The organism is Candidatus Dependentiae bacterium (assembly GCA_003511165.1).
In the GTDB taxonomy this organism is placed as follows: Bacteria; Babelota; Babeliae; order Babelales; family UBA12411; genus UBA12411.
The window spans coordinates 59,438-73,764 of sequence record DOJW01000001.1 but is presented as its reverse complement, the minus strand read 5'-3'; the positions used below and the strand labels follow the sequence as shown (position 1 = coordinate 73,764).

The following is a 14,327-nucleotide window of genomic DNA, read 5'->3' as shown; positions in this document are numbered from 1 at the left end:
CAACTTTTCAAAAAATTTTTAGTAAAAATTTTTTAGACAAAAATCACAAATAATAAAAAGAGATTGGTTTAACAATCAGTCATTTTAATCCTTGACCCAATGGCACATCGGGGCAAAGCGCCCTCAAAAAATCTTCACAGGGCAAACAAAGTATATTATTTTTTAACAAACGCTCCTTGCCTCTATAAAGAAAAATTGTCTTAACGTCAGGATAATCTTCATGAAACGCAGAGAGAGCCTGTAGATCTTCATTGCGAATTTTCTCAGCATTTTTTACTTCAATGGCCCAAAACCCAAGCTTGCCCAAAATAACAAAATCAACTTCAACCCCCGACCTTGTACGCCAAAAAAACAGGTCGTGCTTCTCGGTCGTATAATCTTTCCACGCCATCAAATGTTGTGCTACAAGCCCTTCTAGACCTGCACCATTTATTTCCGATTCACTATCTTTAATCGATTTTGGACGTAGCGCACGATAAACACCCGCATCAAAAAAATAAAATTTGGGATGTGAACTCAATTCTCGCTTTGCTCTTTGACTAAAAATATTGATCTGAAAACAAACAAGTAAGTCTTCTAAAATAGCAATCCAATCAGAAACAGTTGTTCTTTTTACATGGCATTCACGCGCAATATTTGCAACATTTAAAATAGAACCATGAGAAAGACTCATCACATGCAAAAATCTAGTAAATGGTTCAATATGCCGAATTAAACCCTCCATTTTTACTTCTTCATCTAAATACAAATCGATATAAGCCTGCAACGTTGAGCTATAATCTTCAAATGAAAAACGAAGAGGTAAAAGTCCGTATAACAAAGCATCATCAAAATTAAATTGTTTTTTAAGCTCATAAGCCATAAAAGGATGTAATACCTTTTTTAATGCACGACCGCCAAGCAAATCTACACCCTGCCTTTTTAACTTTCTAGCGCTCGAACCTGTAAGAATAAATTTCCACTTATGTTTTTTTTCAATAAGCATGTGTACGATGGATAAAAGCTCTGGTATTTTTTGAATTTCATCAATAACAATTGTTTTTCCATCAGGTTGCGCACTAACAAGTTCTGTTAAAAGATCTGGATTTGCAGTAAGTCGATACCGAATGTCCGCTTGCCGCAAATCAATCAATAAAGCATCTGGATGATTTTTTTCTGTCATTGTTGATTTACCAGTGCCCCGAGGACCAAAAAGAAAATAACTTTGCTCCGGTTCCTTAAAAGCTCTCTTTATATATTTAAAATCCATCTTTATCCTTTATGAAAACAACGCCAACTCCGTCACATTTAGACTCATTATGACAATAGCTCCGTCACTTTGCAAATAAATGGCTAAAAACAAAGGATTAAGAAGAATTAAGTTAATTTTAAGGATTTTATGAATTTTTAAACATTTTTGATTTTTAATCCTTATTTTGACCAGCATTTTACAATATTTTTTCATTTATTAAACTTTAAATATGTTTAATTTTATTGATTTTTAAAATGTGGGTATTTTATGAACATATTCAAAAAATATTTAGCAACATTCTTCTTTGCGGCAACCATAGTCATACAACCACTACAAAGCAATGGATATTGGAATGAAACTGATAAAAAAGGCACGACTATCATAATTGAATGGGAAAAATTCGATCAAACTACTATCCCTTTTTTTAACCGCTTTAAAGAATTAGCGCCTATCGAAGCAGCTGCATTTGCAAATCAAGATAAAACAGATGAAGCTTTATTATATTCCCAGCGTATTGACGAATATAATTTTATGATTTCAAAAATTCAAAAAGAAGGACCATTGAACGAAACAAACTTCATAGTAACCTCAAAAGAATTAGACGGCACAATTTTAGGATTTACAATATTTCACATTCAATCTGATTCAAGATTAGGTTATGTTGAACTAGAGCCTCTTTGTATACATCCTTCTGCGCAGGGGAGAGGATTAAGTAGGTTTTTGGTTTTTTCAATTTTGAAAATTTTACCAGAAATAAAAGAAATAGGTTTAATAACAGACATGTCCAATATTCAAGCAATAACCGTGTACAAAAAGCTTGGATTTTTTGAATCCAGAAGAGAAGGATCCCCTTCGTTATGTTTTACATATAAAGTCGGTATATTAAAAAAAACAGCTACTTTATAAAAATTTATACTCTTTGATATAAACTCGCTTTTGCTGATCATAAACTGCAAGCGTATTAAATTGGACTTTTCGATTTTTCAAAGTTAATTCTGACAATGCTTTTGATACAACTTCCAGAATTCTACTTTTTATACGATCAATAACAACTTCAGCTTGCGCTGGATATTTTATTAATTTTTTAATTTCTTCTACTCTCAAATGCCCCAAAGATAAATGTGGTTTAAATTCAAAACATTCACTTTTAGCAACATTGTATAAATCAATTTTATATAAGCTCTTATACTGAACATTTACAAGAGCAACCATTTTTTTAAATTGTTCATTTAGAGATAACAACTCTTTATTAGGGTCGTCAACAAAAACCACCAAATCTATTAAAGGAGCTTGAACATCTCCAAAAAAATTCACCTGTGGTTTTATAATCACATTTTTTGGTGCAGAAATTATCGTCTGTAAAAAATCTAACTCTGAAAATAAAACAGATTCCCCTACAACATTCATATCATAAAGATAATAAACTGTTATGGCTTGGCGTTTTTTGAAAAAGAAAATAGGTAAATTTTTATCTCGTGGAATTTTCATTTCATCTTCAACTATTTTGTTAACAATTGGATCAAGTCTATTTTGAAGATCTTTAATTACTTGAAGTTCTAGCGGCATTTGAAGGAACAAATTATGTTTTGCCTCATTAGGCATAAGATTCAAAAAGCGCATAGAAAATAGAAAAATAACTAAAACCAAAAATATTGTTATAGATATAAAACCAACTATTTTTTTCATTTTTAATTTTACCTTAAATAATATTCAAGTTACTTTTTAACATTATACGGTATTTAACAAATTTAAAATTATTTTGTAAACAAATCTCAATCAAAAATTTCATTTTTTACTATATAAAAAAATACGGTAGTTCTTCTTAAGTTCAGACGCTTCTTCAAACCTTAAAAATAATTCGTACAATTTTATTTATTTTTGTGATAATTTTTTTATTACAATATATAAAAACTCACACTGTGAAATATCTATATAACCTTATAACCATTTTTAGGAGAGTCTTATGATTAAACGTATTTTCGCTTTATTATTTTTATTTTTTTTATTCTTCGCAGCAACACAATCCGTTAATGCGGGATTATCGCCACTTCATGTAGCCATAGTAAATTTTAACTATAATGAATTCAAACAACTAATTGAAAACGGTGCTGATGTTAATGCCGTAGAAGAAGATTCAGGGATATCGGTTTTAGATTTTGCTATAAGATTTTTTAGGCTCGATCAAGGTATTAATAAAACAATTTTTCAAGGTTTCTTTTACATTAATTTATTAATTGATCATGGCGCTACTGCCATTGCTGAAAAAGAATCTCTTCAACATTATTTAGATAATCGTGAGCGTGTAAGTTACACCCTTAGAGCCAACGACTACCGATAAGTAAAATTATATTATTATCTTATAACCATTTTTAGGAGAGTATCATGGTTAAACGTATTTCCACCTCATTCTTTTTATTTTTTTTATTCTTTGCAGCAACACAATCCGTTAATGCGGGAAGGTTACGCGACATTTTATTAAGTATAAGCATAGAATCACACGCAGATGTACCAGCATTATATGAAGAATTTAAACGTTTAATTAATGAGACAAATGTTCGCGAAATAAATGAAGATGAATATCCTTTAGATTGCGCCATAAGAGTTCATTTACACAATCGCGAAAAAGATCCCCAAAATGACGAAATGAAACCATTTATTTCTTTACTTCGAATGTACAACGGAGATATCTCTTTTAAGCCCTGTTATTATCTTCAACATCCAAGAACCCCTGCAGAAAGAGATTTATCCGCTTTCGTTCTTAGACCTAGACAATCGTTTTTTCCACCCATACCTAGAAACACACTACGCGATATTTTATCCGGCCTTTGTATGGGAACGCACGAAAATGCAGAAGAGCTGCATGCTAAATTTAAACAATTAATTGAAAGCGGAGCTAATGCCAATGAAACAAAAATGATACAACACTACGGAAGCGACAAAGAAGAACCCGAAACCGTCCTAGATTATGCCATGATGATTTATTCACACAATTGTGGTGAATGTGGATTCGATGGAATAACTTTTAATTGTATTAAACTGCTTCTAGAACATGGCGCAAAAGTTAAAGCTGAAGATGTGCAATATTATTTAAACAATCCACGCGACGATGGTGACCGCAAGCTAGGCGATCTACTTAGAGAAGTTATTGCAACACAAAGTTCAAGTAATCCACAAAGAAGTTAATCAAAATTATATTTATCATTAAGTTCTTACAATTTTAAAATAGGCTAAGATAACTTTCTTAGCCTGTTTGTTTGTAAAAGCTCTAAAAAACTTTCTATTATCTGTTCAAATTATCAAAAAACCCCTGTTTTATACCCTTTTTTGCTCATCAGCGGTTGCACTTATTAAAACAAAATATAAGATAATTACATGTTTAATTTGTGTGAAAACTTAAAGGATCAATTAAATATGAAAAATTTTATAAAAACTAATGTTAGAAATTTAAAGCTTTTAACATTTTTAATTTTTACAATTCCATTTTTTAGTGCATGTGCTCATGAGCCACTAAAACCTAAGAAAATTATGCATATTTCATTAGGTATGGAAAAACAACAAGTTATAAATCAATTAGGCAAACCAAGAATTTTTCGTGGATCTATGATAAATAAATTTGGACAAACGATAGAAGTTTTTGAATATAAGGTTGATAAAACAATTTATAGTTGGTGGGAACAAAATCCTACTCCAGAAATTGTTAACTATTTATTCTATTTTCATGATAATAAACTTGTTCAGTGGGGAGAGGCTGGAGATTGGCAAAAAGAAGCTGATCGAATTTCAGAAATAAGATTTCGATAATTAATTATAAATTAAAGATAGGGCGAGGAAATTATTTGGATAATTTCCTCGCCCTATCTTTTTTAGCTACCAAATAATTATTTACTCAAATCAAGATTAAATTTTTTAGATATAAAGTTATTCAAATATATTAATGCAAGACCAAGAGGAATTCCGATCAAACTGCTAAGCATGTTTTTCTTGATTATCAAATGTGCTATAGAGCTTACAAAATCTTTAGCTGCTGATTTAATTGCTTCTGGCACCATAGGTATCATCGAGCCTGGCCCGGCCGGAACCATTCGATTATAAAAATGCTGAAAAGTACTATCAAAATTAATAATAAAGAAATAATAAACAGATGCTAAAACTATTAAACATATTATTCCATTTAACAGTAATGAAGCTCCCAAATTTTTAATAAATGATTTTCTTGAAATAGCAAAAAGTAAAATTATCAAAAACAGTGTTAAAAAAAGACTAATATGCATAAAGAATGTCATTTTTTTTGTAATAACTATAGCATCTTTAAGCTTTTGCTCTCCAGCGATAATCATTGGAGATATATCATCTATTTTATCAAGTACCGGAGATTTTTTTTCTTTGAAAAATGGAAATATGCTTGTTACCGCTTTAACCGGAAAACTTACAACATCCGTTACAGCTTTCATTGGATTTGTAACTCCTGCAATTTTGGATTGATAAAATTCCAGTTTTTTTGTCATTTCCGACGCTGTAGAAAGTGAAATTATTAATGGAATTTGAATGCTTATCAAAGCAATAATTATAAAAATAAGAATCTTTTTTAACATCAAAAATCTCCTTTAAAAATATTTCGATCAAAAAATCACACCTCTTCAAACAAATTAAAGCTTAATTAAAGCTTTAATCGACTGTCCATAATTTTGATAAATTAAATTCTAATGTAACTAATTTCATGGTTATAAAAATATTTAATATAAAAAAATGATTAAAGAGTCTTTTATCTTTAAATAACACTGTTTTTCGGAAAACCTTTACATTACCAAGCCTTGTTATTTATTTTCAGAAATGGATTTTATCTGTTTTACACTTTTAATTAAAAAGGAATTTATTAATGGCTAACAAAACATATATTCCAAAAACAATGAGTCTATTCTCTCTTATTATGATTTCATCTGCATTCACTATTAGTGTTCGTAATTTTCCATCCGAAGCTGAAACAGGAATGCATATGATATTTTTTGCCTTGATAGCAGCTATATGTTTTTTTATTCCAGTTGCTTTAATCTCTGCCGAACTTGCAACCGGTTGGCCAATAGAAGGTGGTGTATATGTTTGGATTAAAGAAGCCTTTGGCAATCGATTAGGATTTGTTGGCATTTGGCTTCAATGGAACTACATGATTTTAGGCATAATTTCTATGCTTTATTTTGTGGGTGGAACTATGGCTTTTATTTTTGCTCCACACCTCGCTCAAAGTAGAGTTTTTCTAATTTCTATTCTTTTAATAGTACTTTGGGGGGTAACTATTTTTAATTTACGGGGGCAAAAAACTTCTAACATAATAAGCACTATCGGTTTTTTGGGTGGAGTTTTACTTCCAGGTTTATTAATAATTATTTTAGGAATAATTTATGTTATTAAAGGAAATCCGTTAAATCTTGATTTATCTTTTACATCTAAAAATTTAATTCCCAATTTTAAACAATTTTCAACATTAGTTTTGCTTGTTTCTTTTATGAAAGCATTTGCAGGCATTGAAGCTTCCTCTAGCCATGCCGCAGAAGTAACAAATCCTAAAATTAATTACCCTATAGCAATATTTGTTGTTGTAGTATTAGGACTTTTATTAAATATTTTAGGAGCGTTCTCTGTCGCCATTGTTGTCCCTCAAAAAGATATTAATTTATTTGCTGGGTTAATGGACGCTTTTACTATTTTCTTTTCCAAATTTAATATGCAACGAATAATACCCTTAATTGGCATTTTAGTTGCAGGCGGCGCAATCGGAGGAATAAGCACATGGATAATGGGGCCGGTCAGAGGTTTACTTGCCACTGCGCAAAACGGAGAACTTCCCTTATTTTTTCAAAAAATCAATAAAAATGGAGCTCCTGTAAATCTTTTAATAATCCAAGCAACAATGACTTCATTAATTGGTTGCAGTTTATTACTTTTACCAAACCTAAATATTGCTTTTTGGATTTCAGTTGCAATTGCCATGGTAATTTACTTTGTAATGTACGCATTAATGATTCTTTCCGCACTACGATTACGCTATACAGCGCCTAATGTCGATAGAACCTACAAAGTTCCTGGTGGAAAAATTGGAATTTGGATTATTAGCATAATCGGATTAGCAACATTATTATTTAGTGGAATTATATCAATTCTTCCGCCAGATCAACTTTCGTCTAAAAATGTTACTTTATATGAAACATTTTTAATTGTGATAATCTTTATAATTATTGCCATTCCATTCATTATTAATCAATTCAAAAAATCAAGCTGGAAATCTACTAGCAAGAAAAAGGTTTAATAAAAAAGGAAGAATATGCCTAAAAAAAATTTTAAAAAATATGAAACAATGAGCCCATTTGAGTTAAAAAATGTTTTGAGAGAAATGGCTTATGATGGGAAAAAGGCCTACGAACAAAAAAATAAATGTGAAATACAAATTTTAAACGCAGGAAGAGGAAATCCAAATTTTCTTAACACAACAGCTAGAGATGCTTTTTGTTATTTAAGTTTATTTGCCACAAAACTAGCAGATTCCAAATTAGACAGTCCAGATTTAGGATTAAGACCAGAAAAAGATGGCATCGCAAAAAAATTCGAAAAATATTTAGAAAAAAGTCATAAAAATGAAGCCTTCAATTTTTTAAAGAAAGCTTTAAATTATGCTACAAAAGAGATGAAACTTGATGCCGACAGTTTTATTTATGAAATAGCAGATGCTTCACTTGGCGATTTCTACCCTTCACCTCCAAGGATTTTTCCAAACACAGAGAAAATCGTAAATAAATATCTTGCTACAATACTTAGCGATGGTCATAAACCGGCAAGTGGCAAATTTGATCTTTTTGCAACTGAGGGTGCAACGGCGGCAATGATTTATATTTTTAATTCTCTGAAAATAAATAAAATCATTCATGAAGGTGATCATATCGCCATAATTACTCCTATTTTCTCACCGTACTTAGAAATCCCTATGCTCAAAGATTTTAATCTCGTTGAAGTTTTTATTAAATGTGATGAAGAAGATGGGTGGCAAATTTCTGATACTGAAATTAATAAACTTAAAGATAAAAAAATTAAAGCTTTATATTTAGTTAACCCAACAAATCCTACCTCTGTTTCTCTAAGTGAAAAAACTTTAAACAAGATTGCAAAAGTTGTGCAAAACCAGCGGAAAGATTTAATTATTTTAACAGATACAGTCTATTCAACTTTTGTTGACGGATTTCATTCTCTTGTTGAAATTATTCCACAGAACACTATCTGTGTTTATTCTTATTCCAAATTTTTTGGAGTAACAGGATGGCGACTTGGGGTATTAATGCTGCACGAAAACAATATTATCGATAAAAAAATATCAAAGTTACCCAAAAAAGATATTTTAGAGTTAAACAAAAGATATTCGATAGCTGCTTTAACACCAGAAAAAATAAAATTTATCGATAGAGTCGAAATGGATAGTCGGGACGTTGCTCTTGCACACACAGGCGGATTGTCTGGGCCACAACAATGCATAATGTGTTTATTCTCATTGTTTTACCTTTTAGACAAAGAACGCAGATACAAAAAAGCTATTCAAGCAAAATTAAAAAAAAGAGTCCAATCTTTATACGACAATCTAGAGTTAAAATTTTCACAAGATCCAAGCAATGCTTATTATTATGCACTTATTAATATAGAAAAATATGCAGAACAAAAATATGGAATTAAATTTGCTACCTATCTTAAAAATAATTTTGAAATGGTAGATTTTTTATTTAGATTAGCAAAAGAAAAATTTACTATATGTTTACCAGGAGAAGGATTTGCAGGACCGAAATGGTCACTTCGAGTTTCTCTTGCAAATTTAAACGATGCAGATTATATAACAATAGGTAAAAACATAAAAGACGTGCTAAGTAAATATCATAAAGAATGGAAAAAATAATGGACAAATTAACAATTCAAGAAGCACAAAATGTCGTTGATAATTGGGTAAAAACGGCTGGTGTAAGATATTTTTCAGAGTTAACACAGCTAGCACAACTCGTCGAAGAAGTAGGCGAAGTTGCACGCATTATTTCCAGAACTTATGGTGAACAAAGCTGCAAAAAATCTGATGAAAATAAAAATCTAGCAGATGAGCTTTCTGATGTTTTGTTTGTATTAATTTGCCTCGCAAACCAAACTGGAATTGATTTAACAGATGCTTTTAAAAAAGGAATGGAAAAACGAATAAATCGTGATAAAGATCGACATCAAAATAATTTGAAATTGCAAAAGTAAAAAAATTAATAATCTTGATATTTTTTACTTCGCATTTTTTTGACTTCACTTCTAATCGCTTTTGACTTTAAACGCTTTTCTTTTGCTTGCTTGGAAGCCTTTGTTTTTTTGCGTTTCTTAGGAACATAAAGTGCATTTTTAACGATTTCAGCAAGACGTAAAAATGCATTCTCTTTATTTTGCATCTGGCTACGAGATTCACTATTATTAACAATCAAATCACCGTCGCTTGTTAGGCGTGATTGCAAATTTTGCAAAACTCGCATCTTTAGTTCTTCGCTTAAAACGCCTGTATTTTTGACATTCCAACGAATTGTGATTTTTGTATCTGATTTATTAACATGTTGACCCCCCGGTCCGCCTGCCCTACTAGTTGTTATTTCAAATTCATTTTCCGGAATGACTATCTCATTATTTACCACTAAATCATTACTCATACTCTCCCCCACAGCATTTCACTTAAAATATAATTTACATATTTAAAACTACACATTTTCTAAATATAAAAGCTATAATCTTTTGATAGTTATCTATTTTTTAAACTAATAAAAATAAGGAAACATAATGTACAAAATTAGATCTTTATTTATTTTACTAATTTTATTACTAATAAACGCCTATTCTCCAATTAATCCTTTTCAATACAGCGACTTTGATCAATACCAAGAAACAGTGTCTAAATATGAAGTCGAAACAAAAATAAAAAAATTTCTTCAAAAAGATAATGATATTCAAAATTATTATGAAGTTACAGAAAATGAACTTTTAGTTTTTGATTCAGCGGAAAGTAAAAATCTTAAAAATCCAGAATTTGTCTTGAGATTTGGAAATAAAACAAAACCGGTTTTAAATTCATTCGTCCTCAAATTACAATCAAACAAACCACTGCAAGGTTTAAAAATTGCACTAGACCCTGGCCATCTTGGCGGAAAAATGGCGATCGTTGAAAATCGCTTTATCGATCTAATTCTTCCTGATGAAGCACATACTAAAGTTCATTTTGATGAAGGAACACTTGTAACGTTTACTGCAAAAATTCTAAAATTATATTTAACAGCTGCAGGTGCTGACGTTTTATTAACCAGAGAAGAACCTGGCAAAGCTGCTTTCAACTTATCTTTTAATGATTGGTGCAAACAGGAGTTTGGCATCGCAACAGATCAAGATTGGACAACAGAGGAGACTCGCGACATCGTTTTAAACCGTTTAAACAACGCACCAATGCCTCTAACATATAAAAATGAACTTATAAAAAAATTAACAATAATATTTCAAGAATCTGAAAATAAAATTTTACAGCTTAAGCAAACCCTTTTTAGATTTTGTTATAATCAACTTGATCTAAAAGCTCGATCTGAAAAAATAAATCAATTTCATCCGAATTTAACTATAATCATTCACTTAAATTCATCTGACACAGTCAAAGAAATCTGCGAAGCAGACTACAACCTAACATTTGTTCCAGGAAGCTTTTTAAAAGGTGATCTAAAAGATCCTGCCGCACGCTATGAGTTTATTAGATTACTAGCAACAGATGATTTGGAAGAGTCCATTCGATTATCTCAAGCAATTGCAAAAAATATGGAAACAACACTAAAAATTCCCCTTCAAAAATCTTTGTACATGCCAAACGATACTTTTTTTATAAGTCCTGGAGTTTATTGTCGCAACCTTGCTTTAACCCGCCGAGTTCATAGCATTTTGTGTTATGGAGAATCATTAATACAAAACAATGCTGAAGAAGCAAAAAGGCTTGCAACAAAAGATACAAATTTTAATGGAGAGGCAGTTTCATCAAGAATTATTGAAGTCGCAAATGCGTATTTCAAAGGTATTTGCGAATATTTTGGAATAACCGCAAACTATTAAAAATCGTTTAAAAATTAGGAAATAAATGAATAATTCAAAATTACAAATACCAATTTGTCAAAGCTGCGCAATGCCTATGCAAAGGCCAGAAGATTTTGGAACAAATTTGGATAAAACTCAAAACAAAGAATATTGCTGTCATTGTTTTCGAAATGGCAAGTTCTCAGAGCCAAACCTTACAAAAATTCAGATGATTGAAAATTGCGTAAATGTAATGAATCAAATGCAAATGCCACAAGAAAAAATAGAGCAAATCAAAATAATTATCTCAAGCCTAAAGCGTTGGAAATAAACACAAAAAAGAGCGGCTCAATTATTTTTAAGCCGCTCTTTTTTATTTAAATAATTTTAAAGTTATTTTTTTTTATTCATCGCTACTTTTTTATCTACAGTTTTTAGAGCAGGCTTTGATTCATTTTTTACTTGTTTAGCTTCAACAATTTCATATCTTCCAATTATTTCGATTTCATTTACTTCACGAAGAAGCCATGAAAGGCCTTCTCCTCCGTCCATATTTTTTGCAGACATTTTTACATCTCGTGGGAAGAGTCCAATTTTTACAACATCAGGCTTTTGCAAAGTTCTGTACTCAACTTTAATGTACTCAACATCGCTTTTTTCATTTTTATAACTTTTATCAAGAACTTTTAATAATCGAATATCAGCAAGATCAATATCTAAATCAATGCTATCGATAATTTCTTTGCCGTCTTTCATCATTAAATTTTTAATACCGCCCACTTTGGTCGAACCTGAAAAAGATATTTCTTTTACTTTTCGCTCTATTCCTTCATCTTTCACAACTGCAACAAGATTTGGTTGCTTAGACTCAAGGGCGACAAAACCTAATTTTGTTGTACTTTGCTGTACCCCTGTCCCCATGTTAATAAAAAACATAGCAGCAAAACCAACTAATAAAATATTTGAAAGTGCTAACAATTTCTTTGAAACATTTTTCATAAGAATCTCCCTTTACTTATTTTTTTGTTTATTTTTTTGCACCCAACTTTTGAATGCTTTTCCAACAATATCAAATCACTTTAAAGAAAAACAACAAATTTCTCTTCATTTTAATTTTTAGATCTTCTAATTAAATTTAAAACCTCCTCATCTTCAACCTGTATAAAACTTTCATAAAAATCTCCAACCGCTGCAAAATATTGCGGTGCAAATAAATAAACAACTTCGTCAGCTAATTTATTTAACTGCGATACAAATTCGCTTGGCAAAACAGGCATTGCCACTACAACTTTTTTAGCCCTCTTATCCTTTGCACATTTTATTGCGGCAAGGACAGTTGCGCCTGTTGCAATTCCATCATCCACAATAATTGCTATTTTATTTTCCAAATCTAAACTTTCACCACGAAAAAGTTGCACTCTTCTTTCAACTTCCTTTTGTTTTACACCTTTTATTTGATCAATATATTCTTTTGATATATCAAATTCATTTATCAATTTCTCATTCAAAAAAACAGTTCCTTCTTCAGCAATAGCACCAATTGCAAGTTCTTCATTAAATGGCGCCCCCAACTTTTTCACAACAATCACATCAAGGGGCAAATTTAAATTTTTGGCAATTTCATAGGCGACAACAACTCCTCCTCTTGGCAAACCTAAAATCATGCAATTTTCTACATTTTTATATTTTACAAGCAACTGCGATAATTTTTTGCCAGCATCAACTCTATCTTTAAAAAACATCTTTTTCCTTTCTAAATTCAACTTCTTTGACTAACGATTTATCAAAAGAATATTTTTGATAATAAGTAAATTTTTAAAGAGGGGAAATTATGAAAGATTTATTAATATCAATACTTAGAAATAAAAATACCGATACAGCAACATTTCGTAAAACAACAGAAAAATTGGCCTCAATTCTTGCAGGCGAAGCTGCAAAACATCTTGAGAAAAAAATAGTTACAATACAAACACCAATCAGCAAAGCAAAAGGCGTCGAAATAAAAAATGATATTGTTTTGATCCCAATTTTGCGATCTGGCGTTGCACTTATGGACACTTTTATAAGATTTTTTGAAGGTGCAGCAGTCGGTTTTGTAGGAATGAAAAGAGATGAAAAAACAGCTATTCCATTTCTTTATTACAAAAATATTCCTAAAATTTCAAAAACTACAAATGTCATAATTTTGGACCCAATGATCGCAACCGGTGGTAGTGCCCTTGCTGCTCTAAAAATTTTAAAAAACTTAGGAATCAAAGAATCACAAATGCTTTTTGTCGCAGTTATTGCATCCAAAGAAGGACTAAAGGCTATTGCAAAAGAATTCCCAAAACTTAAAATAATTGTCGCACAAGTCGATTCCAAAATGACTGCCAAAAAATTTATCGATCCAGGTCTTGGAGATTTTGGAGATCGCTACTTTGTAACTGAATGAGGTTTTCTGAATCTACATTAAACTTTATTTTATAAACTAGCAGAAATTATTATCATCAAATCATATTTATTTTTCCGTTAACCCTGACTTATCATTACCCACATTTTTCGTTTACATATTTTTGTAATTATAGTCCAAATTTACTAACCATTTTATTAAAATCAGACTAATTTAGGGTTATTTTTATGTAAATAAAACATTCTCCCTGTTTCGTCATCCTTGCGTAAGCGAGGATCCAGCTACCCGTTCCGTCATACTTGCGTAAGCGAGGATCCAGTTTTAATTTCAATTAATTTCTTTCCATTTAGGATTTGTGAGACTTCGATTAATTGTAACTTCCACTCACGGCACCAATGTTTAACTTGTTTTTGTACTCATAAATTCGTCTTGCAATATTATTTGTCACACCAATATATAAAGTTTCATTTGTTTTAAAACATAGAATATATACATAATAATTTTTCATTTTGATACTGCTTCGATAAATGCATTAAACTGGATCCTCGCTTACGCAAGGACGACAGGAGGTGATGTATATTTAATCTACATAAAAATGTTTATTTTCAT

17 protein-coding genes are annotated in these 14,327 nt (G+C 30.8%); 10 read left to right on the top strand and 7 right to left on the bottom strand.

Features of this window, described 5'->3' with window-relative positions; genetic code table 11:
* Positions 1-79: 79 nt before the first annotated feature.
* A complete protein-coding gene (locus DEA20_00395) occupies positions 80-1,249 on the bottom strand; it encodes an ATPase (protein ID HBS47650.1) in 1,170 nt (389 codons plus the stop codon).
* Positions 1,250-1,498: 249 nt separating this feature from the next.
* Here DEA20_00395 and DEA20_00390 point away from each other — a divergent pair, with 249 nt between their 5' ends.
* Positions 1,499-2,137: a hypothetical protein gene (locus tag DEA20_00390; protein HBS47649.1), complete on the top strand. Its 639-nt coding sequence runs from the start codon at positions 1,499-1,501 to the stop codon at positions 2,135-2,137.
* Here DEA20_00390 and DEA20_00385 read toward each other — a convergent pair.
* The gene (locus DEA20_00385; protein HBS47648.1) at positions 2,132-2,917 is read right to left on the bottom strand and encodes a hypothetical protein; all 786 of its coding nucleotides are present in this window, start codon (positions 2,915-2,917) and stop codon (positions 2,132-2,134) included. The genes DEA20_00390 and DEA20_00385 overlap by 6 nt on opposite strands.
* Positions 2,918-3,194: 277 nt before the next feature.
* On the opposite strand from DEA20_00385, the gene DEA20_00380 reads away from it, so the two are divergent.
* The 3 genes from DEA20_00380 (at position 3,195) to DEA20_00370 (ending at position 5,032) form a co-directional block, all read left to right on the top strand.
* On the top strand, positions 3,195-3,569 hold the full coding sequence (locus DEA20_00380; GenBank protein ID HBS47647.1) for a hypothetical protein: 375 nt from the start codon (positions 3,195-3,197) through the stop codon (positions 3,567-3,569).
* A 44-nt stretch (positions 3,570-3,613) separates the two neighbouring features.
* Positions 3,614-4,414: a hypothetical protein gene (locus tag DEA20_00375; GenBank protein ID HBS47646.1), complete on the top strand. Its 801-nt coding sequence runs from the start codon at positions 3,614-3,616 to the stop codon at positions 4,412-4,414.
* Between the two features lie 228 nt (positions 4,415-4,642).
* Positions 4,643-5,032 (top strand): hypothetical protein, encoded by a 390-nt coding sequence (locus DEA20_00370; GenBank protein ID HBS47645.1) that lies wholly within the window; start codon positions 4,643-4,645, stop codon positions 5,030-5,032.
* 77 nt (positions 5,033-5,109) lie between these two features.
* Here DEA20_00370 and DEA20_00365 read toward each other — a convergent pair whose 3' ends face one another.
* Positions 5,110-5,823 (bottom strand): hypothetical protein, encoded by a 714-nt coding sequence (locus tag DEA20_00365; GenBank protein ID HBS47644.1) that lies wholly within the window; start codon positions 5,821-5,823, stop codon positions 5,110-5,112.
* Between the two features lie 284 nt (positions 5,824-6,107).
* On the opposite strand from DEA20_00365, the gene DEA20_00360 reads away from it, so the two are divergent.
* From DEA20_00360 to DEA20_00350, 3 genes are read left to right on the top strand one after another with little or no spacing between them, the layout of a single operon-like run.
* A complete protein-coding gene (locus DEA20_00360; GenBank protein ID HBS47643.1) occupies positions 6,108-7,532 on the top strand; it encodes an amino acid permease in 1,425 nt (474 codons plus the stop codon).
* Positions 7,533-7,547: 15 nt separating this feature from the next.
* Positions 7,548-9,158, top strand: a complete 1,611-nt coding sequence (locus tag DEA20_00355; protein ID HBS47642.1) for an aspartate 4-decarboxylase — start codon at positions 7,548-7,550, stop codon at positions 9,156-9,158.
* Positions 9,158-9,496: a pyrophosphatase gene (locus DEA20_00350; protein HBS47641.1), complete on the top strand. Its 339-nt coding sequence runs from the start codon at positions 9,158-9,160 to the stop codon at positions 9,494-9,496. The genes DEA20_00355 and DEA20_00350 overlap by 1 nt, the downstream gene beginning before the upstream one ends.
* Positions 9,497-9,501: 5 nt before the next feature.
* Here the strand turns inward: DEA20_00350 and DEA20_00345 are convergent, their stop codons facing one another.
* Positions 9,502-9,933, bottom strand: coding sequence for an aminoacyl-tRNA hydrolase (locus DEA20_00345; GenBank protein HBS47640.1), 432 nt, complete (start codon positions 9,931-9,933; stop codon positions 9,502-9,504).
* A gap of 127 nt (positions 9,934-10,060) precedes the next feature.
* On the opposite strand from DEA20_00345, the gene DEA20_00340 reads away from it, so the two are divergent.
* The gene (locus DEA20_00340; GenBank protein HBS47639.1) at positions 10,061-11,365 is read left to right on the top strand and encodes a hypothetical protein; all 1,305 of its coding nucleotides are present in this window, start codon (positions 10,061-10,063) and stop codon (positions 11,363-11,365) included.
* Between the two features lie 25 nt (positions 11,366-11,390).
* Positions 11,391-11,657 carry a transcriptional regulator gene (locus tag DEA20_00335; protein ID HBS47638.1) on the top strand — a complete coding sequence of 89 codons (267 nt, stop codon included), beginning with the start codon at positions 11,391-11,393 and terminating at the stop codon, positions 11,655-11,657.
* Between the two features lie 62 nt (positions 11,658-11,719).
* Here the strand turns inward: DEA20_00335 and DEA20_00330 are convergent, their stop codons facing one another.
* Positions 11,720-12,325, bottom strand: a complete 606-nt coding sequence (locus tag DEA20_00330; protein HBS47637.1) for a hypothetical protein — start codon at positions 12,323-12,325, stop codon at positions 11,720-11,722.
* A 110-nt stretch (positions 12,326-12,435) separates the two neighbouring features.
* Positions 12,436-13,068, bottom strand: a complete 633-nt coding sequence (locus DEA20_00325; protein HBS47636.1) for a phosphoribosyltransferase — start codon at positions 13,066-13,068, stop codon at positions 12,436-12,438.
* 89 nt (positions 13,069-13,157) lie between these two features.
* Between DEA20_00325 and DEA20_00320 the strand changes: the two genes are divergently transcribed.
* Positions 13,158-13,760: a uracil phosphoribosyltransferase gene (locus DEA20_00320; GenBank protein ID HBS47635.1), complete on the top strand. Its 603-nt coding sequence runs from the start codon at positions 13,158-13,160 to the stop codon at positions 13,758-13,760.
* 325 nt (positions 13,761-14,085) lie between these two features.
* Here the strand turns inward: DEA20_00320 and DEA20_00315 are convergent, their stop codons facing one another.
* On the bottom strand, positions 14,086-14,226 hold the full coding sequence (locus DEA20_00315; protein ID HBS47634.1) for a hypothetical protein: 141 nt from the start codon (positions 14,224-14,226) through the stop codon (positions 14,086-14,088).
* Positions 14,227-14,327: the final 101 nt, after the last annotated feature.